The sequence below is a fragment of the Aulosira sp. FACHB-615 genome, assembly GCF_014698045.1.
Taxonomy (GTDB): domain Bacteria; phylum Cyanobacteriota; class Cyanobacteriia; order Cyanobacteriales; family Nostocaceae; genus Nostoc_B.
In genome coordinates, this window is the sequence record NZ_JACJSE010000008.1 from 202,983 (window position 1) to 225,993 (window position 23,011).

The following is a 23,011-nucleotide window of genomic DNA, read 5'->3' on the forward strand; positions in this document are numbered from 1 at the left end:
TAAAGCTTATCAAAACTATGTTACCTGACATTGACGAAATCACTCAATTAGACCAGCAGGAAGAACAGCAGATTGGTCAACTACCCCGCGAATATCAAGATTATTTAAATCGTTTAGAGCAAGACTATTTATCAGCCTGCTCCACATTTACGATCATCCGCAACTTTTTGCTTACGCTAACCGCCAACTCTGCCAATATTTCACTTTGTTTTCTAGCAATTGATTTTGGGCTAGGAACGGTAAGTTCAGGACTTTTAGGATTTGCTCTAGGTTCAATTCCAGCCATGATTGATATTGGGGAATCTGGGATTAATCTAGCAAGTGATTGCAAAATAAAAGATATTTCACGGGTTGTATTTGGCACTTCCAAATTGTTGGCTTCTGCTGGTATTTCATGGAATGCTACCAAGGAATACAGACAGCTTATGCAGTACGCAAATGAATCAATCCAAGCTTTTGAATACGAAGTTAAGACTTACGAGGTCAAGGTACAGCCAACGGATAATTTAACCATTAATTTTCAATTCCAACTATTGTTTAGCTTTTCTCTTGGATTGGCTTTACTACCTTTACTTATAAATTTATTCAAAAGGAGATGGTAGCAGTGGATTGGCTGAGGCTATTTAAGCAACAAAATCAATCTGCAATTGGACTGGCGATCACAATGTCTATCACAGGCTTGGGGCTGTCGGTCTATTCTTTGTCCGGCACTAAATATGACGTGATTGAATTTTGCTTTAAGCCTAAACAAATTAACAATCGCGCCGCCAGATACTGCACCCAAGACAAGCGGTACATCATCCCCGAAGGCTACTGGCGACAAGAAGATTATGTACCTGCTAACCCACGTTTTCAGCCGGAGGGGACATTTGTTTTATCTGATAAAGCATACCGATTGCGAACAATTTCAGCCACTAATCCAAAGGCTGTTAATTGGTCGGTGGTCAGTTTATTATTTTTAGCTAGTAGCACGTCGTTGGTATCAAAAAGGCTGCAACGCTATAAGCGAGAATTTGTAGCTTATTTTGAGCAACTAAAGACCGATTTAAATCAAGAGATAGCACTCAACGAACAACAACGTGAAATTACTTCGCACAAAATTACGACTGAAACTGAGTACATAAAAGATAGAATTACTTACAATGATGAAGCGGCAAGATACTTAGATAAATCAGGCGGTGAACGCGATTTTGACCGAGAACAGGCTATTAAAAATAATGAACTAGCGGAACTCCAACGCCAAACACAAATCGCTAAATTAAAGGCAGAAATAGCCAAGCAAGAAGCGGAAGCAGCAAAGTTTAGAAGTGAAGCGAATAGGCATTTGTCTGCTGTGGTTGACCCCGTAGAATTGATCGACGAAATTGATTACGAGTCCCTGTGTCCTGGCAAGGTCGGAGAGATTGAATTTTACGATTGGCGAGACTTGATTGATGACGCGGTGGGTATTATCATCGCTGGCAATTCGGGAAGTGGCAAGACATCAGTCGCGGTCTGGGTGGCTGGCTGGCTAACTAAGGATGAAGCAGCAATGCTACTCGCCTTAGACCCCCACGCTAATGTGAATGTACTGTGGGAGGAATTAGGAATTTATGCGATCGCGGACTTCAAGTTAATAGAAAAACAGTTGCTCATACTGCTTGATCTGCTAGATGAGAGGCGATCGCTTTCCAGGGAACAACTAGATTTAGAGCCATCAGTAATTGTTTTTGCTGATGAAATTAACGCCTGCCTTGAGAACTTTGAAGATAAAGAAAACATGGAATTGGCTATCAAGAGGTTAGGCAGTGAGGCCAGGAAATACAAGATTGCCCTCATCGCCCTCAATCAATCTTCAAACGTTGATGACTTAGGCATCTCTGGGCAGATGCGAAACAATTATTTACTGATTGGATTGAACGCTACTGCTAGGCAAATCGCCGGACGCTGGAAGAAAGACGATCCACGCCGCAAGCACATTGAAGAAGTAGCTTACAGTTGTGTTGTTTGTGGTTCCGTCCCCGAACAAGTCGCAGTCCACCCCACGCACCACAGTTACAAACAGTTTAAGAAGAAGGGTAACAAGCCCAGGGGATTACTCCCGATTAACCAGCTTCCCTTGACTATTAAATTAGCTTCCCCTGTAGATACACAAACCGACTGGCATGAAGACTTGATTGTATGGGCGCAAGAGCTAGGACGAGTACCAAACCCCGCAGAAATAAAAGACAAGTGGCAAGAAATAATGGGACAAGCACCAACCAGCAAGCAATTAGAACTACTGCACGAGTATCTACTAAATCAGGCTTGAATTGGGATGCCAGATACGGTAAGAACTACAAAAAGCAGTGCGCTGCTGCTCATGAACAACACAAGAAAGCTAAGTCGCTGTGTTGTTGCTGCTTGAAACGGCGTGCCAGAGAAATGCACCACAGCAGCTACGGTGGTAACAGATTGGGTAACAATTGGTTCCCTGTTTGCAAGCGTTGTCATGAGGATATTTGCCACAGTGATGAAAACTGGATTAAAGACGCTAAAGATCCAGTTTGGGGAAATCGCAACACAGATAAATTTACTAAAAGATTGCGGTTAGGCTATCAGCTTTTACACGCCGCTTTCTGAAAAATTTTGCATAAGCCAAAGTAGCTCAAAATTAGTGCGCTAAATTTTCTACCCTCCTCAAATCCTTTTGTATCCTACCTTGTACTATTAATTCTCTCCGACTTGTAATCGGAAGGTCGCAGGTTCAAATCCAGCTGCTGGCTTTTTAACAAATTGTATAGTGATTAATTATTTGTCATCGGTGACAGATTATTGTCATTGAAGACAAATTAGTTAAGCCTTGTTAGAGAATTGGTGACTAATTAATGTCATTTAATATGGAATCAATCACTTCTTTAGTCCTTATTTTTTGATGGTTTTTCGCCAAAAAAAATCAAATCATTTGTTCAAAAAGCGATCGCTAGGGGAAAACTGGAAACAATACTGAATAGCTAAGGTGAATTATCACCAACAGCCCCAAACAAGATGAAAATCCTACCCTACGATAGTTTTACAGTTACAGCACCAGAACCATTACCCATAGTAGTGCAGAGACTGAGTGCCAATATTGAACCACGACAAGCATTTAGATTCTCTAGACAACATACTCTGTATCAGGGAACAATTTCTGATGATGGGTTTCAAATCATGCGAATTATTAACTATCGCAATTTGTTTTTACCAATGATTCGCGGGCGATTTGAAGCACAACCTCGTCAAACCTTGGTGCATATCCAAATCAGCGTAAATAATGTTGTGATGGCTTTTTTAGGCTTATGGCTATTCATCTGGTGTAATACAGTTAGTCCCATCACCTTCACAGATGAAACACCTCGTTTTGTAGCCGCCTTATTTGTGGCTATGCCCATCTTAATAGTACTTATCTTTTGGATAGCTTTTTGGTCAGAAGCAAATCGTAGCCGTGCTGAATTGACAAAAATTATTCAAGGACAAGTGTAAGGCAAAGCTTGGTGGGAGTGCAGATATCCCAGTTGATTCTAGAAGATAAATATTAGTTATTTATGTGCGGTATCTAGCCAAATATATGAACCCTCAAACTGTATATTTTTTACATCAATGGGCAAGATGATCAAGATAAATTAATGGCTGAGTTGAGATTCAGCACTTAATATAAAAATATTTGCTTTGATTACCAGTTAATGTGTGATTGCAATTCCAAAAATTAAATTGGTAGAGTAATCACAAACTTTGTTCCTTGACCGGCGGTAGACAAGCAGTGGATGTTGCCATGATGTTTATCCACAATAATTTGATAGCTAATTGCTAATCCTAGTCCAGTTCCCTTACCCACAGGTTTAGTTGTAAAAGATGGTTCAAAAATTCTTGCTTGCACTTCTGGCGGCATCCCTAAAGCATTATCTTCCATACAAATTGTGACAGTTTCTTGCTGCTCATCAACAGATGTCGTAATTTTAATGGTGTATTGACAAGCTGCTATCTCCTGTTTTGCAGCATTTTGATGTAAATCATCAAACGCATCAATAGCATTAGCAATAATATTCATAAAAACTTGATTGAGTTGCCCAGGATAGCAAGTAATTGGTGGTAGTTCACTGTATTGGGTGACAACTTCAATTTTCGGGCGATCGCCTTGGTCTTTGAGGCGATGCTTTAATAGCATAATAGTACTATCAAGTCCTTCGTGAATTTGAAACTTGACTTTAGAAGCAATATCAGCCCTAGCAAAAGTCCTTAAAGAAAGGCTGATATCTTTGAGACGCTCAATTCCCTGGTGCATTGATAACAGAAGTTTTGGTAAATCCTCATATAAATACTCCAAGTCAATTTCTTCGATGAGTTCTTCCACTTCTGGATCTGATTCTGGTAGCTTTTGCTGTTGTAAATCCACCAAACGAAACAAATCATTGACATATTGTTCAATATAAGAGCAGTTACCACTAATAAACCCAATTGGATTATTAATTTCATGACCAATACCTGCAACTAGTTGTCCTAAAGTGGACATTTTCTCACTTTGGATGAGTTGTAGTTGAGTTTGTTGTAGTTGTTGTAGAGAATGGGTTAATTCGGCGGTACGTTCTTGTACCCGTTGTTCTAAAGTTCTGGTGAGATGGGAGATTTTGAGGTGTAGTTTCAGTCTGGCAATCACTTCTTCCTGTTGAAAAGGCTTAGTAATATAATCAACTGCACCAATTTCTAGTCCTTTGACTTTATCTGTAGCATCAGATAAAGCCGTCATAAAAATTACTGGAATATTCTGAGTAATATTATTAGCTTTCAGCCTGCGGCAAGTTTCAAATCCGTCCAAACCTGGCATCATGACATCCAGTAAAATCAAATCAGGATGGGCGTATTCTGTTTGTTCAATTGCTGACTCGCCATCTGTTGCCATCAGTGCTTTCCAACCACATCCTTTAATCGCTTCTGATAGCACCTTGAGATTATTGGGATTATCGTCCACCAATAAAATGTGCATTGGTTTCAAAACAGCTTCAGTAATCATTGATGTGACTCCGTGGTAACAAATGTTTTCAAGAACTTACGGATTTTTGTGGTTTGGAAATTGGCAGTCATTTTACCCAAGGTAGTAGCAAAAACAGTAAATTGACTATCTTGCTTGATTAATTCGGCAATCATAGCCTCAATCGCGGGAATGTCTCCCATCATCGCCAAATGATATAGTTGTTGCAAAATCTCCTGAGATGGCAAAATCAGTTCATTATTATTGTCTGATGGCTCATTTTTAGCAGGTAACGACTGCGATATTGATTCCGCATAAATCCAGTCCACATTAAGTAGCGATCGCAGTGCATTTAATAGTTCATCAACTTGCAAAGGTTTAGGTAAAAATGCTGTTGCACCAGCCTCTAAACTTCGTTGCTGATTTTCTTCAAAAACTCTAGCACTAGAGACAATAATCGGAATCAAACTTGTTTGGGGATTTTCTTGTAATTGCACCATTAACTCAAAGCCATCCATATTTGGCATAGCTAAATCCAGCACAATCATATCCGGTTGAAGTTCAGTTGCCACCTGTAGCCCTTGTTTACCATCGGTTGCCTCTAAAGTGCGACAACCAATTTTTTGTAATAAACTACTCAAAATCGAGAGGTGGTTGCGATCATCATCAACAATCAAAATTTGTGGTATGCGTCCACGAATCCCGATAATTTTGTGATGACTGGCATTCACCGTCAATGTATTCCAGTCATGGGAAACTGGTATTGGTACTGTGATATCAAACCAAAATAAACTACCTTCGCCTAAATTACTCTGCACTTGAATTTGACTACCCATCAATCCAGCAATTCTTTGACTGATAGCTAATCCCAAACCAGTACCTTCAGATTTCCTCCCCGCTTCACCTACTTGTTCAAAAGCCAAAAAGATTTTCTCTAATTGCTCTGGTGACATCCCAATACCTGTATCTTCTATTTGAAAGCGAATCTTCTGATCAGTGATTTCTGGATTTTCCTGGCTCTTTTGTGACAAATTTTGCTCGATCACATCGATTTTCAATGTGACGCTGCCGCTATCTGTGAATTTGATAGCATTACCCAGTAAGTTAATTAAAATTTGTCGTAGCCGCTTTTCATCGACTTGAATCACAGTCGCCAAAGAATCATCAGCTACGATGTTAAATCCAATTCCTTTTTGTTCGGCTCGAATATTACAAATCTCTGTCACGCCATGTAAAAAAGTTGCTAAATGTACATTAGTTGCTACCAATTCTAATTTACGAGCTTCAATTTTTGAGAGATCGAGAATATCATTAATCAGCATCAGTAAATGGGAACCACATTGATAGATAATGTTGACTCCTTCTCGATTTTTATCGGTCAAGTTTGGCGATAACTCTAGCACCTGAGCAAAACCCAGAATGCCATTTAATGGTGTGCGTAACTCATGACTCATGTTAGCTAAAAACTCACTTTTGGCTTCGTTAGCCGCATCAGCCGCTTGTTTGGCTTCCAGTAGTTCACGAGTGCGTTCTTCGACTTTAAACTCAAGAGTTTTAGAATAATCTAGAAGTTGAGAATTGGCAATTTCTAGTTGTCGGTTAGCTTCTTCTAACTTTTGTTGTTTATAGGCATTGGTTGTGGCAATCACACTACTAATAAAGGCAGCTAACCCTGGGGTGATGGGAATCAACAAACCCTGTAAAAATATTCCATAACCACCCACCAGAAAACCACCACTGATGCCTATTGTTGCCCAGAGAATTTTGCCACCGGGAATGTTGCGCTGGGTACGCCAACTTGCTAAACACCAGCTACCACCAGAACCAATCAAAGACCACAAAATAATCCAAAATGACGTGGTATTGCCAGAAAAACCATGTAGGTTTGCTTTACCTGTTTTTGCTCCTTGGACTATTTGATGGGCAATATTGGCATGAATCACGACTCCAGCTGTGGGTTTTTGAGCAGCAATCAAAGAGGAACTAAAAGGGGTGCTAAAGAAATCATTGGTACTAGAGGCCGTTGAGCCAATAAACACCATGCGATCGCGCATCATATTGGTGGGGATAGTTCCTGCCAACACATCCCGCATCGCCACTGTGCGAAACGACGTTTCAGCACCATGCCAGTTGAGCAGAATTTGATAACCACCCACATCAGTATCGGAATAACCTGCTTCTCGGTTTTGCAGTGGCAGATAAATTTGATTATTTAAGCGAAACTTCTGTTGCTCTGGATTTACTGGTTCTAAAGAAATTTTGTCTGCTTCCAGATACTTGAGGGCCACCATCGTAGCCAATCCGGCTTTAATTTTTCCGTCTTGTTTGGCATCAGCAGCTGTGAGTAAAGCACGCCGCACATGGCGATCGCCATCTAATACCAAGTCTGCTAATCCAACTTGTTCTAGTTTTTGCAATTCTGGTGGGGGATTGACACGCTCCCCAGTAATTTTTTCCACCCCAATTAAATTAGGCGTGCTGCGAAAAACCTCTACCAGTTGCTTATATCCTTTGCCTTCTGGTAAATCTCGGTAAAGATCCAAGCCAATGGCGCGGGGTTGCTGCGATCGGATTTTCTGGAGTAATTGTGCTAGTGACCAGTCTGGAATCGGCCATTTACCGACCGATTGAATATCTCGTTCATCAATTGTCACAATCACGATTTCGTCAGCTATGGTATTTTGCGAACGTTGTCGCATCCATTCATCACGAAGTTTCCACTCCGGCAAATTAAAAAGTCCCAATGACTGCCCAACAATAACTGTAAGAGCGACACTGGGAGTAATAATTAAAACGCTACGCGAGCGTTGCATCAAACCTTGGAATTTACGCCACATAATTTCGCCGGAGGCACATAACATTGATTAGCATTGGTCAGCCATGACTCCACTAAAACTTGTTTGAGCGGAGGATAAGGGGCAGGGAGCGGGAAGGGGGAGAATATGTACCCAATTCCCCCTGCAACCTTGCCTCCTGCCCTCTGTACCCCTGCTAGGTCTACACAGCATTTCGGATTGGTGAACTACTAGTCATCAGTCCCTAATTAGCTGATGCGACTAAGGGAGCAGCTGCAATATCCTTTAAGCTCACGGAAGAGAGAAGTTCTTGCCATTGCTTAACAATTGTAGGATTTTCGGGTTGGGTCGTCTGTAGTGCAGCCATTGTTGCTACACAGTCATACCACACCCCGCTTTTACCAAAGGCAACTGCCCGTTGGAGAGCATCTGACTGCTGCATTGCTGTTGTCAATTCAGCAGTTGGCTGGATACGTTCAATCCAACCATCAACATAAGGCGTACTGGGGCTAAGTGTTCCATCCACTTTCAGCGCCAAGAACCATTGATAGTTTTTCCCAACAGCTAAAGCAGGTGCATCTGCTGGTAATTTGATTGCCATGACTCCAGTTTTCCCAACCACCGGAATAGTCATTTGATATTGGGTATCACCGGCTTCATCCTTGAGGCTAAATACAGCTTCTTCGGCATTAGAAGCAGGCAGATAAACCAAAATGGTCGGGTGTGCTGAAGTTGTGGTGCCATAAAAGCTTTCAGGCAGAAGCGCAATTAAGGCGGCTGGCCCGGTTGCGGCTACAGTTCCAGGATTCAAGTAGTAAGTACCTAAACGGGAAGCTCCGCCGTATGCTTCTTGAGGGGCGCTGTTACCTTTTTTGGGGGTAAAGAGATTCCCACGAGAAGCCCCACCTGACGCTTCTTGAGGGGCGCTATTATCTTTTTTGGGGGTAAAGATATTCCCGCGAGAAGCCCCACCTGACGCTTCTTGAGGGGCATTATTATCTTTTTTGGGGGTAAAGATATTCCCGCGAGAAGCCCCACCAGTTGCTTGTCTGGGCGCACTATTACCTTGGTTTGGGGTAAAGATATTGCCACGAGAAGCTCCACCAGTTGCTTGTCTGGGCGCACTGTTACCTTTGTTGGGTACAAAGATACTGCCACGGGAAGCCCCACCGGTTGATTGTCTGGGTGCACTATTACCTTTGTTGGGTACAAAGATACTGCCACGGGAAGCTCCACCAGTGGAGTCTCTGGGCGCAGAATTTTTGACAGGCGGGGTAAATGTTACAGCATAGGCACTAGCCCATGTGCTACTAGCAATCAGAGCGATAATGCTCAATGTGCTAGTTAGATATCGTAGTTTTTTCATATTTGACCTCATCCCATTGATGCAGTAATGGAAAATACATTGAAGTCCATTGAGAGAACAATTTCTGGAAAACTGATAAACTCTGGTTAACCTGGGAACACTACTAGCATTTATATCTGAATCACTGTGAAAAAACCATAAAGCTAATGTTTTTCTTGATTCAAACAATCTAAGTAATATTACAAAATCAAGACCAGTTCCCTACCAAAACAAAGGCAGACCAAAAGAACGGATCACGGAAATCGGTTTGGCGAATCAGATTAATTTGGGCTTGCCTTAAAGCTTCAGCTTTGGTGATTTTGGGTTGTTTTAGCTGGTCATAAAAGCGAGTCATGAGCATTTGGGCAGCTTTATCTTTCACTGGCCAGAGTGTGGCAATGGTGGAACGTGCGCCAGATTTTACGGCTAAACCCGCTAATCCCAGAGCCGCGCGATCGTCACCACTGGCAGTATCACAGGCACTCAAGACTAATAATTCGATCGCTTTGGTAGAATTACCACTACGATTTTTTAAGAGTTCAGACAACTCTTTAACGTTGACTTCGCCATCCCATGTCAATAAAAAAGTATCTTCCAGACGAGAACTAAATTGTCCGTGGGTGGCGAGGTGAACAACATTCGCCTTACTAGATTTGACATAATCAGCGAGGGCTTCACTGGTGAATTGCTGGTTGAGCAATGTGGAAGAAGGAACTTTTTGAGAGATTTGCTTAACTTCTGATTCCACTGCTGGTAAAGCACTAAAACCAGAACGAGATTCGCTAATACCTCCGATAATGGCATCAATGCGGCTTTGTTGGAGCGATTGAGCAGCCATCAGTTGTAATCCGGGTGAGAGCGCCACAGCATACTTTTCAATCAGATATTGCTTACCGTCGTATAAGGCGGCCATGGGAATATTCCGCAACCGTCCATCTAAGACAAATACTAATGTTTTGGTATCTTTAAAGGCTTGCTCGGCTTCTGCGGGACGAATCAGCCAATCATAAATCTGTTGGGATAATTTCTCTCGCTCACTGGAGTCGGAAACTGGGTTAAGAGCCACCAGGAATTTATCTAGGGTTTCGTCAATTTCTGCTTGAGATTTAGGAGTGGCATAGTAACGCAGTGGTTTTCCTGCTTGGGAGAAAATTATACCCAGGCGATCGCTTAAAATAATCGGATAAACTACTGTTGCTGTCGGGTCAACCTTATCAATTTGCTGGGCTTTATCTAAACAAGCTTCCCGGAAAAAGTTATCTAGTTCAGCAACTTGTAATGATTCAATCAATTCTCGCGCTTGAGTTAATGCGGTCTGGCTGGGTTGGTCATCTAGCAATAAACTCACTAGTTCTCGATAAACAGGCTCAACACTTTCCCGGAAGGAAAACTGCACATCAGGATTCACCGCCACCATATCTCCGCGCAATGCCTTTAATGATTTCACGGCTTCGGTGTAAGCTGTAATTGCTTGGGGGCGGCTACCTTGTTTTCTATACAACTTCCCAACCTGCCAAGCTGATTGAGCAATCAAATCATCCGCTTGAATTTCACGGGCAATCTTCAGGGATTTATCGGCTAATTCCTGTGCTTGAGACCACTGTTTTTTACGACTGTAGAGTTCTGCCCATTCATGTAGTGCATAAGCTTGGGCGCTACTGTCCTGAATTTTTTCAGCAGATTTAACAGTGTCTGCCAATAGTTGGGCTAACTCTTGACTAGGTAAAATTCGCTCGGAATTTTCGACGCGATTCATGGTGGCAACAAAGTTAATTGCTGCACCTAAAGAACTATGACTAGGTGGTAATTCAGCCAACTGTTGACGCAATTGTGGTGCAAGGGGAATGGCGTATTCTAGTTTGTTGTAATCCACCAAGAGTTTGAAGCGAGCTAACCGCGCCTGTAAAGCTTCATTAGGGTTAGTAGCAGCTGTTTCTGCATCTTCAAAGTAATTTAAGGCGGCTTCTGGGTCTTGGAAATCAGAAGCTACTTTCCCCAAACTTGCCAGAATCGAACTTAACTGGGTTTTAGCTGCAATTTGGTTGGCTGCGGCTAAACTTTGTTCTAAGATTGACTTGCTATTACGATCGCCAATGGCATGTAAAGCTAAACCCAGCGATCGCAATCCACTGACTTTAATTTCCGAATCGGGCATAGCCGCCAACTTCTGCGCTAAAGCCTCTAACTGTTGCTTAGAACGACGGTAAAATCCTAAACTTTGTAGGGCTTGGGCTTGGTTAATTTGACTACCTAAACTGCCAATTTTGTCCCCCGCCTGCTCATAATATTTTTGGGCTTGTTGCCAAATATCTAAGGCTGTTTCTGCTTTACCAGTGCGGAGTTGTAAATTGGCTTGAGTATTCAGTATTTGCGCCCAGATAATAGCATCGGCAGTTGGTTGAGCCGTTTGCAAAATCTTTACACTTTGGGCGATAGATTTTTCTGCTGCTTCCCATTGATTGAGTTCTTGTTGTGCTAAAGACAAGTAACTTAAACTTAAGGCTTCGTTGGGGCGATCGCCTTGGTCATGGTAACTTTGTACTGCCATTTGCCATGCGTTCACTGCTTCTGTAAAGCTACCAGATTGGTAAAGTTGTCGTCCTTGTTCTAGCCAATTGGTAGATTCTGTAGCCGATACATTGAGATTGAGACTAGCAACAGAATTGGTCGATACTGGTCGAGATGCTTGAGCGGGTGTGATGGTTACTGCCAAACACAAACTCATAATACTTAGACTGATATATAACCAACGACGTTGTTTGATGAGGAAATTCATAGGTAGTTATAGGTTAAAAGTAGAGAGAGAAAATTTAGGGAGTCAATGAACTCTGCAAAAGCGCACTACAGGTTAATTGCGGCTGTGTATTTGTGGGGAATGTCGCTGCGATTAACTCAACTTGGCCTTGGGCATTACGTCGCCAAGAAGTTGCTTGCACCATCACTTGTGGAAGAGGAGGTGCTTGTGCATTAATACTGCCTGGTTTGCGAAATGCAGAGATGTGACGGACATCAGACCAAGTGCGATCGCTCCAAACTTGTTGAGTCGGATTTTGTGGTATTCCGCCCCTGCCAGTGGCAACAAAACTACTACCTTGATTGCGATCGCAAGCATTCGCTATTTGCTGCGATGGATCAGTTAAATTGGCTGGTAATTCCACTAAACCAGAATTGGGGTCAACACCAACGTTATTCACTTCCACTGTCCCATTCACCCCAAACTGTGAACTGGCAGTAATATCATTTTCTGGTGTCAATTGCGAACGATATTCTAAACCGATAATTCCCTGAGTGGTAATTTGAATATTACCGCCACGACCTTGAATTGCATTGGCAATAATATCGCTATTTTCTAACCCCACAATTATGGGTGCATTAATATTGATATTGCCTCCAGTAGAATTACCACTGGCATTAGCACTAATTTTGCTACCATGCCTTAGTAACAACACCTCATCTACTTGTAGTTGAATATTCCCCTGACTGCCGCCATTCACTTCTGAACGTAGACTAGCGGCATTATCCAAGAAAATCTGCCGAGCATTGAGATTGAGATTCCCGGCATCGCCTGTGCCTATATTGCTGACAGTGATTTGAGCATTATCACGTACACGTACTGTATCAGCTTGAATATTTACCGAACCTGCGGCAAAGTTAGTTGTTGAAGATGCGGTGATGCTACTGGGTAAAATCTGACCATTACTTAAGGGCTGAGATATACCCTGCACATCCAAATTTTTCACTTGTAAGTTAATACCGCCAGCATTTCCCTGACCTTGTGTCGAGGAAGTGATTTGACCACCATTGAATAATCGTAAGTTCTCTGCTGTTAAGTCAATAGTGCCACCTAGACCAACTACATTTTTACCGACGGAAGTATTGATGCCAGTCACTAAACCGCTAAAGGTTTCAATAACTGGGTCGCTGATGGTCACATCTGTAGCTTGGATAGTGATATTGCCAGCAGTACCATTTCCCGCTAAGGTGCTGCGAATTGAACCACCATTACTCACCGTTAATCTGCCAGTCTCAATGTCAATATTTCCGGCTTGACCTACTCCTGATGGCTGGACAGAAGTTGTCACTCCAGAAGCTAGGGAACTTTGACTTTTGGTTCCACCTGCAATTTCAAAACTCTCGGTTGCTCGAATATAAATATTTCCGGTTTTACCTGTAGCGGTTAATCGACCACCAAATAAATCAGAACTAATTAATCCACCATCAACTGTACGTAGTCGATTTGTTTCTATCGTGATGTTGCCACCGATATTATTCGTTCCGCTAGAAACAGTGTTAATGTCAGTAGACGAGATCATATTCCTATTAGGAATAGTATTAGTACCTATCAACTCTATATCGGTAGTATGGATATAAATATCACCTGTTCTAGAGTTGTTACCCCTAGTTGTAGATTGAAGCGATGCGCCATTAGTAATGCGTAAGCGTCCTGTTTTAATTACCACATCTCCTGCACGACCAGTACTTGAGGCACCAATAGAAGTGCCAAGGGAAGTCCTGGGTCTTCCTGAAGTAGATGCTCCCAATATTTCAACAAAATCTGTGGTGTTAACAATAATTCCTTTACCTTGACCACCGGAAGTACTAGATTGAATATTTGACCCATCTTGTAAAGTCAACCCCCGCCCACGAATATTGATAGCACCACCATTAGTTCCATTAGTGTTAATCGATGAGGCTGTTTGCAAAGTAATCGTACCCCAATCAGGTGTATTAGCTATGCTTGTTAATTGCCAGCCTGCTTGATTGTCAATTTTGATATCGGCATTTCGCACCGCCCATAACTCCACACGCCCATCGGGAACCCTCAGTCTGGCTTCTGTCAGATTAATTTGACTCCCAACTAACGCCAAAGTTTGGTTAGTCGGAACTTGTAATTGTCCTTGTACTTGGATAGCGCCGGCGTTAGTCCCCAGTTGTAAACCAACAGGTACGCTCATAGTTAACACAGGAGTTTGAGCGATGTCAGTGCTGAACTCTTTCCCATCCGCAAATGTAATAGTGTTGGCTGTTGTCCCAATAAAGGAACCAGCAATACTCAAACGGGCATTTTTACCAAAGATAATCCCGGCGGGGTTGAGTAAGAATAAATTGGCATTAGCGTTGATGGTTCCATCAATGTAGGAAATACTATTGCCAGTAACACGACTAAAAATGTTTTGAATACCGGAAGTAGTTTTGAAGAATACAGAAACGTTACTAGGTATGGAGAATTGGCTGAAGCTATGAAACAAATTATTACCAACAGCAGTGCCGTTTTTGATCTCAATCTCAATAGGGTTGCTGTCATCAATATGGGTTTTGAGAGTGCCATCAGGCTTTACTTGCGCCAGAGTAGGACGGTTGCACAATAAGAGAACTCCTAATGGCAAGAGCGTCGAACTCAAAAGTACTTGATTCACCAAACCCATGAAAACTCCCTTGATAAACTAGTCGCAGTCTGTACTCTATGTTTAGTATTCCCACAATGACCTAGTTTTTAACTCCACTAGCAAAAAAAGGGAATGGGGAGTAGGGAGTAAGGAGTAAGGAGTATTTACTAGGACTTACGCAAGAACTCTCTCAAGCTCTTATGACTTAGTTTCCTAGCCTGCGGGTAGCCGAAGAGCAGTTTACTTTTTTTCATAATTTCGTCTAAGAGGATGTTTGAAAAGTCTAAATTATTACTCACCGGGCGATTGGAAATCGCGGCTACAAAGACGAAACCTACCTACATGGTTTTAAAAACCTTGATTTTGTGTAGTCCATGTAGGCGGTCACTGAGCTTGTCGAAGCGTGGACTTTGCTTGTGTAGTAGCGAATTCTATTCGCCCAATACTTTTCTCATTACTCATTACTCAAAGAAGTACAAAATCAACAGCCAACTTCTACACAGCTACTTCCTGCTCGCAACATATCACCTACCATTAAATTTCCCTGTGTAAGTTAATGATGGGCGTTCAATCTCAGATTGCCAAATTGGTGGTTTATCCAGATAAATCAACCATTTGCCATCGGCGGCAGATTTATACAGCCATTTATTACCTGAGCAGATATTTGATGGCATTTCTGATAGCTCTCTGGGTAAGGCTTTTCCTGGATGAATAGCTGCTTTTACTTGTAAGACTTTTTGTAGCATTTCTGATTCCAACATCAGATCATGTGCCTTCAAAATCTGCTTGACATAGCTGGGACTAATTGTGGCATTTTGAGGAAAATACTGTTTTTCTAAAGCTTGTATATTCAGAGAACAAAGATTATTTTTTCTCTGTGCGATCGCCCGATAAAATTCTTGATTTATTTTAAAGTTATTAATTCCATACCAATCACGATATAACTGAGATAACTGTGTATCTTTTTCTGGAGGAATGATTTTATCTAACCCTTGCCACTGGGAAAAAGCTTCTATGTTTAGTGCTTGAATCATGGCTTGGGTATAGTCTTTTTCTAGTAATCGCTGTTGCCAAACTACAGGTAGATTATCGATTTTCTCCAGTACGCGGAGTTGCGATCGCCTAATAATTATATTCACCAGTTGACCAATCAAAGACGGTTCATCTTTTAATGATTCACTGAGTTTCCAAGATGCTTCTAGCGATTTCAGCATCTCTTGGTTATTTCCTTGCTGTTGCTTATCTAAAATATCAATGATTAATAAACGTTGTAAATTCACTACCCCGATATAGCTAGGACTAGGAGCCTGAAAATCTCCTTCTTTAATCCACTTGTAATCTATACCCCAGCGTGGTACTTCATTATTTAATAGTAAGTTACGAATAGTAGCGATCGCAGTTTTATTTTTATTGACATAACTACGTAATTTCTTATCTAAGTTATGATTCAATACCTGTGATTTATCATTAAACTGTTTTTGCAACAAGTCCGCAACATCCACAAAAGCTAATACTTTGTTTTCGGGTACTTTAAACTCTTGGCTAGGTACAGTTAAAAGATTAAATCCTAATTGCCAAGCTGCTATCTCTTGAATTTTTCTGGCTGGGCTATTTGCTTTTACAGAAAAACTATCAAACACCCCAGACATTTCTGATTTGATGGCTTTTTTTTCTGCTAACAGAGAAGGTTTGGCTGCTTGTAAAACAGGTGTGATTTTCTTAAAAAAATTATCTACAATTGGATTAAAGCTAACTTCTTCAGTCATCACTGACAAAATATCATACTCATTAATTTCTAAAGCTCCTAATGCTAGATAATATTTTTGTAGAGCATCGAGATATTTACCTTCTTTGGCTAGTTGATCAGCAGTTTGTAAAATCTGTGTCTTTCGAGGTTGATTAATTTCGATAATTTTAGCATGATAAGTTTTAAAGTTTTCTAGTTCTTGGTTGAGAGTGGTCGTTTCTTCTGGACTCAGACTGACTGGGGTAAAATTTTGAGGACAATCTAGGAAATTATTTAAGGGCAGATTTTTTAATTTTTCTAAATTTAGAGCTGCTTTTTCCGGCAGTTCACAAATAATTGCTTTGGGCTGTTCTATTTGAGATTGATTACGTCTCACTATCCCCAGATAACTTTTTTGTGCTTGACTAGGCAGCAATGCAATACTAATAATTCCATTTTGGAGATTATTGATTGGCAATAATTTAATTTTTAAATCTTGATTTGAGATAAATTTATTTACAGAAAATCCAAAAAGCCGATCAATATCATTTGTAAAGCCTTGATTCTGGGAATAATATTGCTGTTGTAGAGAATTAAGCAGACTCACGATGAATCTCTGCTCTTTTTCTTTTTCTAGCTGTTCAAATGTTTGATTTTCCCTATCACTCAGTTCTAATTTTCTAAACCCAGAGGGACATTCAATGCCTTGATTCTTGGGGAATTTAGTTGGTAATTTAGGAATTATTAATTGATTTTTCTCACTTTCACACAGAGTTGAGAGTGTAAGATATTCATTTCCATCTGTTATGGTAAACATAACAAAGTTAACATAAGTCCGAGAGTTATTTTTCTGGGGTGATAATACAGTCATGGCAACTTTTTTAGCTTTTTTATCAGTGAATATTTGCCATTTATAACCGGGGATACTAGTTTCAAAATTGCTATCTAGTTCTAATTGTTTAATTTGAGTGGCAAAAACTTGCTGTTCTAGAAAATATGCTTGTTGGGCGCGACCTACTGAACCTAAACGGAATAAGATTTGCTTTTTCAGGTCTAATTCTTGAGCAGATATTTGTTGATTTTGTTTGTCAGTAACAGTATTAGCTATAACCTTTGATGTTGTAGTAAAACAAAAAATGAAACTGAGACTAGATAATAAACCAAGTACAGATAATTTCATTGGTGTTATGTGTTTATTTAGTTAACAATAATTAATTATTAATACTAAATTGAATATAGATAGTTTGTGTTTAAACTTCTAAATCTAAAATTCTCATACCAATTCTATGAGAAGCTGCAATTTATAAATCCTGTAGAAAATTTGTATACAAAATTTTTACAACAAGCGATTAATTACATCTTCATAAAGAAACGATATAACTTAGTATTATCACCTGTTATAGATTGTTTTAACGACAAACTACATCCCTAGCATTACTTAAAATGAGGGAGTAAGGGTGTGAGGGTGTAAAATACTATTTCACTTTAAAAATGATACCGATATGCAAGCAGCGCCTCGACTTCTCCTGACGGAGACGCTGCGCGAACGCTTGGCGAACAGAAGCATAGATACAAAGGAAGTAATTTATATCAGTAATTTCGTGAATTGGTATAAGGACTAGCTAAAGCGATCGCTAAATGATAATTCAGAGTTTCTGTGAGTAAATAAATGGCAGGTAGTTCGGCAATATTATGTTATCGGGAAATTCCAGCACAAGTTAATGATGGTTGCATTTGATTGGGAGAGTTATCTGCAACGAGTTCAATTTTGCCTTGGGCGTTACGTCGCCAGCCAGTTGCTTGGAAAAGCACTGCTTGGGGTTTTGGCATTTTTGCTTGTACTGGTTGTTTGGTGTTGAATGCAGAGATATCACGAGTATCTGACCAAGTGCGATCGCTACTCAATTCCTCTGTGGGGTTTTGCGGTATACCACCCCTTCCTGTAGCAACAAAACTACTACTACTATTATCTGCACAACCACTAGCAATTTGCTGGGATGAGTCGATGAGATTTGCGGGTAATTCTACTAACCCAGAATTGGGATCAACGCCAATATTATTAATTTCTACTGTGCCATTAATATTAAACTGAGAACTGGCGGTAATATCATTTGTGGTGTCAACTCTTGGAGTGAGAGTATCACGAAATTCTAGACCGATAATACCTTGAGTAGTGATGTCGATATTGCCACCATTTCCTTGCACTGCATTGGCAAGGATATCGCTGTTTTCTAAGCCCAAAATAATAGGAGCATTGATGGTGAGGTTGCCACCATTACCCTTACCCTTAGCTTCTGTAGAAATGTAACTGTTATTGCGTAAAATTAAGTCAGATTTGAGATTTAAGTTAATACTACCACCTTCCCCAGAAGCAGTATTAGCAATTACTTGACCCTGGTTTTTGAGTCGTAGGGAATTCGCATTTATACTTAAAACTCCCCCATTTCCCGAACCTTCATTATTCACTCTCACTCTTGCTCCATTCTCTATTTGCAATGTAGGAGTGTTAATGGTGATACTACCAGCATTTCCACTAGGGCGATCGGGAATTCTCAATGTTTGACGCAAAAGTGTAGGAAGAATTGGAGCAGATGCGTTAATACTGCTATTTAGTTCACCGTTTGGACTTCTACCCCTGATTTCTACTGATTTAGCGGCATTAATGGTTATTGTGCCACCAGCACCAATATTTAAGGTTGCAGTACTAACAGTGCCTCCATTTTCTATAATCAGTTTGGATGTATTGATGTTCAAAGAACCACCATTACCTTGTCCAAATACAACCGAGCCAATATTGGTAGGAGATAAATTTCTTGACTCTATACCTTTAAGTTCTATAGTTCCAGAAACATTCACATTTATGTTTCCACTATCCCCCTTTGCCAGATTGACGCTATTAATTAAGCCACCGTTGGTAATGGTTATATTCGATGCAATGATGTTCATATCGCCCGATTTTCCAGAGCTATAGGTAGTTGTGCCAATTCCACTATAAATATTCGGAGTTAGCAGTGCTGTACGATTAATTTGAATATCTCTAGCAATATTTACATTAATATTACCCCCAGAGTTGGGGCTAAAGTTTTGTGTCAGCAGCAGACCTCCGTCATTGAGGCGTAAATCTCCGGCAGAAACATCAATATCCGCACCTTTTCCTTGGCCTAGATTTTCAGATGTCAAGCGACTAGACATAACTCCTGTCACAATTCCTAAATCTGGTGCTGTCCTGACATCTCCAGAAAGGTCTAATACACCTGTTGCACGAACGCGAATAATATTAGGTGCTTGGCTGCCCACAGTTTGAATCAAAGCCGCAGAACCATCTTGCAGACTAATATTTTTCCCTTGTAGTTGAATTCCACGACTGGTTAAACCACTGGCATCGACTAAAGACCGATCTGCAAATTGGATGTCTCCGAAACTCTCAACATTTGTATAGTTTAATTGCAGATTTGAAGATGTAGAATTAATATTAACTGTACCTGCTTGGACTGCACCTAATTCAATTCTGCCATTTTCCGCAGTTAGAACACCACCTGATAAATTGATATTTTGTCCAATTAATGCGATCGCGTTTCCTGAATTAACCTCTAAGGTCGATTTGTTATTACTCCTAATTACAGGGGTACGCACTCCTCCTGTTAATTGATGTCCATAACCCTGCACTTGAATATTGCCTGAATCCTTACCCATCTGCAACCCTATAGGTACAGTCATTGTCAGCAAAGGTTTATCCACACCTTGGACAGCACTAAATTCTGTGCCATCAGCAAATTTAATACTATTAGCTGTTGTCCCTATAAAAGAACCACCAATATTTAAGCTGGCATTTTTACCAAAAATCATCCCGGCTGGGTTGAGTAAGAATAAGTTAGCACTACCATTGGCATTTATGGCACCATCTATATTGGAAATATTACCACCAGTCACTCGACTAAAAATGTTTTGAATATCAGTGTCATTATTAAATGATGCCGAACCGCCACTAGGTATAGAAAATTGGCTGAAGCTATGAAATAGATTCTTGCCTACACGAGTACCATCTTTGATAGCGTAACTATTATTACTAGCTTCAACAACCGTTTTGAGAGTGTTGTCAGAAGTTACTTGGGCGTGAACACCATTGTTGTAAACAGCAGATATGCAAATGACACCCAGAACACTCAACGCAGCAAAATTTACTTTCATTAGTTCAGTTCTTGTTTAGATTAAGTATATATTGTTCCAACTTGGGTAATCTTTGTAACAATAATTATTTTTCGGCTACAGCAGCACAAGTTAAGGCTGCTGGTATATGCGGAGGTGATTTGGCTGCAAAAAGCTCAATTTTACCTTGGGCGTTACGTCGCCAACTAGTTGCTTGCACAAGGATTTCGGGAGATTTTGGTATTTGCGCTTGTATTCGTTGTTTGGTGTTGAATGCAGAGATATCACGAGTATCTGACCAAATGCGATCGCTCCTCAATTCCTCTGTGGGATTTTGCGGCACACCACCCCTTCCTGTAGCAACAAAACTACTACCACTCGTATCAGCACAACCACTAGCAATTTGCTGGGATGAGTCGATGAGATTTGTTGGTAATTCTACTAACCCAGAATTGGGATCAACGCCAATATTATTAATTTCTACTGTGCCATTAATATTAAACTGAGAACTGGCGGTAATATCATTCGTGGTGTCAACTCTTGGGGTGAGAGTATCACGAAATTCTAGACCGATAATACCTTGAGTCGTGATGTCGATATTGCCACCATTTCCTTGCACTGCATTGGCAATGATATCGCTGTTTTCTAACCCCAAAATGATAGGAGCATTAATAGTGAGGTTACCACCATTACCCTTACCTTTAGCTTCTGTAGAGATAAAACTGTTGTTTCGTAGCAACAAGTCAGATTTGAGATTTAAATTGATGTTACCACCTTCTCCAGAAGCAGTATTAGCAATTACTTGACCCCGATTGTTGAGTCGCAAAGAATTGGCATTTATATTTAAAATTCCCCCATTTCCTAATCCTTCATTATTAACAGTAACTCTTGCTCCATTATTTATTTGCAATGTAGGAGTATTAATAGTTAAACTGCCAGCATTTCCACTAGGGAGTACGGGAAGTCCAAGTGCTAGACGAAAAGCTGTCGGGGAAATTGGAGCAGATGCGCTAATATTGCTTGGTCGTTCACCATTTGGACTACTACCCCTGACTTCTATTGATTTTGAAGCATTAATAGTTATTTTGCCACCAGCACCAATATTGAAGGTTGAAGTAGTAACACTTGCTCCATTCTCGACAATTAGTTTGGATGTATTAATATTCAAAGAACCACCATTACCTCTGCCAAATACAGTTGAGCCAATATTGCTAGAAGATAAATTTCTTGACTCTACGCCTTTGAGTTCTATAGTTCCAGAAACCTTCAAATTGATGTTGCCACTATCCCCTTGTGCAAGATTGTTAGTATTAATTAAGCCGCCATCTGTGATTTTTATATTCGATGCAGTAATATTCATATTTCCCGATGGACTAGAGCCAAAGGTAGTTGTGGCAATTCCACTGGCAATACCTGGATTGAGCAGTGCTGTGCGATTAATTTGAATGTCTCTGACAATATTTACATTAATATTACCCCCAGAGTTCAAGCCATAGGTTCTTGTCACCACAAGACTTCCGTCATTGAGGCGTAAATCTCCGGCAGAAACATCAATATCCGCACCCTTTCCTTGAACTAGATTTTCAGTCATCAAGCGACTAGAAATAACCCCTGTCACAGATCCTAAATCCGGTGCTGTCCTGACATCTCCAGAAAGTTCTAAAACACCTGTAGCACGAACACGAAGACTATTAGGTGCTTGGCTTCCCCGCGTTTGAATCAAGACGGCAGAACCATCTTGCAGACTAATATTTTTCCCTTGTAGTTGAATTCCTCGACTGGTTAAACCACTGGCATCTACTAAAGACCGATTTGCAAATTGGATGTCTCCAAAACTCTCAATACTTGTATAGTCTAATTGCAGATTTGAAGATGTAGAGTTAATATTCACTGTACCTGCTGGGACTGCACCTAATTCAATTCTGCCATTTTCCGCAGTTAAAACTCCACCTGATAAATTGATATTTTGTCCAATTAATGCGATCGCATTTCCTGGCTTAACCCCTAAAGTTGATTCGGTATTGTTCCGAATGATGGGAGTAAATAGTCCTCCGGTTAGTTGATGTCCCTTTCCTTGTAATTGAATGTTTCCCGAATTCTGCCCCATTTGCAGTCCGATGGGTACACTCATCGTCAAGAGGGGTGTTGTTGAATTGACAGCACTAAACTCTGTCCCCTCAACGAACTTAATACTATTCGCCGTTGTCCCCACAAAGGAACCACCAATATTTAAGCTGGCATTTTTCCCAAAAATAATCCCGGCTGGGTTGAGTAAGAATAAGTTAGCACTACCACTAGCATTAATTCGACCATCAATATTGGAAATATTACCACCAGTCACCCGACTAAAAATGTTTTGAATGCCAGAAGTAGTATTGAAAGTGGCAGAACCGCCTGTGGGGATAGAGAATTGTTGAAAGCTATGAAATAAATTATTGCCAATAACCCTACCGCCATTAATGGTATAGTTATTCATACTAGACACATCAGTATTAAGAGTTCCATCTTGTATAACTTGTGCCTGAGCATGACTGTTACCCATAGCCAAGATGTAGACTGCACCAATTAAGCCTAAGTTAGCAAGATTTAATTTCATCAGCTTGTGTTAATTATCTACTTGCTGTCTAGTTTTCCCAAGATGTATTGATT

General features: G+C 40.7%; 12 protein-coding genes. 4 read left to right on the forward strand and 8 right to left on the reverse strand.

Annotated features, from left to right (window positions below):
- Positions 1–17: 17 nt before the first annotated feature.
- The 4 genes from H6G77_RS16105 (at position 18) to H6G77_RS16120 (ending at position 3,480) form a co-directional block, all read left to right on the forward strand.
- On the forward strand, positions 18–602 hold the full coding sequence (locus H6G77_RS16105) for a hypothetical protein (RefSeq protein ID WP_190872105.1): 585 nt from the start codon (positions 18–20) through the stop codon (positions 600–602).
- Entirely contained in the window at positions 596–2,290 is a 1,695-nt protein-coding gene (locus H6G77_RS16110; RefSeq protein WP_190872106.1) for an ATP-binding protein, read from the forward strand. Before H6G77_RS16105 ends, H6G77_RS16110 begins: the two co-directional genes overlap by 7 nt.
- On the forward strand, positions 2,212–2,601 hold the full coding sequence (locus tag H6G77_RS16115; RefSeq protein ID WP_190872107.1) for a hypothetical protein: 390 nt from the start codon (positions 2,212–2,214) through the stop codon (positions 2,599–2,601). Before H6G77_RS16110 ends, H6G77_RS16115 begins: the two co-directional genes overlap by 79 nt.
- 405 nt (positions 2,602–3,006) lie before the next feature.
- A complete protein-coding gene (locus tag H6G77_RS16120; protein WP_190872108.1) occupies positions 3,007–3,480 on the forward strand; it encodes a hypothetical protein in 474 nt (157 codons plus the stop codon).
- Between the two features lie 223 nt (positions 3,481–3,703).
- Here H6G77_RS16120 and H6G77_RS16125 read toward each other — a convergent pair whose 3' ends face one another.
- The 8 genes from H6G77_RS16125 to H6G77_RS16160 form a co-directional block, all read right to left on the reverse strand.
- Complete coding sequence (locus H6G77_RS16125; RefSeq protein ID WP_190589306.1) at positions 3,704–5,005, reverse strand: response regulator; 1,302 nt, start codon at positions 5,003–5,005, stop codon at positions 3,704–3,706.
- On the reverse strand, positions 5,002–7,800 hold the full coding sequence (locus H6G77_RS16130) for a CHASE2 domain-containing protein (RefSeq protein WP_190872109.1): 2,799 nt from the start codon (positions 7,798–7,800) through the stop codon (positions 5,002–5,004). Before H6G77_RS16130 ends, H6G77_RS16125 begins: the two co-directional genes overlap by 4 nt.
- Before the next feature lie 202 nt (positions 7,801–8,002).
- On the reverse strand, positions 8,003–9,124 hold the full coding sequence (locus H6G77_RS16135; RefSeq protein WP_199331522.1) for a DUF928 domain-containing protein: 1,122 nt from the start codon (positions 9,122–9,124) through the stop codon (positions 8,003–8,005).
- 187 nt (positions 9,125–9,311) lie between these two features.
- The gene (locus H6G77_RS16140) at positions 9,312–11,879 is read right to left on the reverse strand and encodes a CHAT domain-containing protein (RefSeq protein WP_190671967.1); all 2,568 of its coding nucleotides are present in this window, start codon (positions 11,877–11,879) and stop codon (positions 9,312–9,314) included.
- Positions 11,880–11,913: 34 nt separating this feature from the next.
- Positions 11,914–14,529 carry an S-layer family protein gene (locus H6G77_RS16145; protein ID WP_190872110.1) on the reverse strand — a complete coding sequence of 872 codons (2,616 nt, stop codon included), beginning with the start codon at positions 14,527–14,529 and terminating at the stop codon, positions 11,914–11,916.
- A 485-nt stretch (positions 14,530–15,014) separates the two neighbouring features.
- A complete protein-coding gene (locus tag H6G77_RS16150; protein WP_190872111.1) occupies positions 15,015–17,396 on the reverse strand; it encodes a type IV pilin-like G/H family protein in 2,382 nt (793 codons plus the stop codon).
- A gap of 515 nt (positions 17,397–17,911) precedes the next feature.
- Complete coding sequence (locus H6G77_RS16155) at positions 17,912–20,404, reverse strand: S-layer family protein (protein WP_190872112.1); 2,493 nt, start codon at positions 20,402–20,404, stop codon at positions 17,912–17,914.
- A 64-nt stretch (positions 20,405–20,468) separates the two neighbouring features.
- Positions 20,469–22,958 (reverse strand): S-layer family protein, encoded by a 2,490-nt coding sequence (locus tag H6G77_RS16160; RefSeq protein WP_190872113.1) that lies wholly within the window; start codon positions 22,956–22,958, stop codon positions 20,469–20,471.
- Positions 22,959–23,011 lie beyond the last annotated feature (53 nt).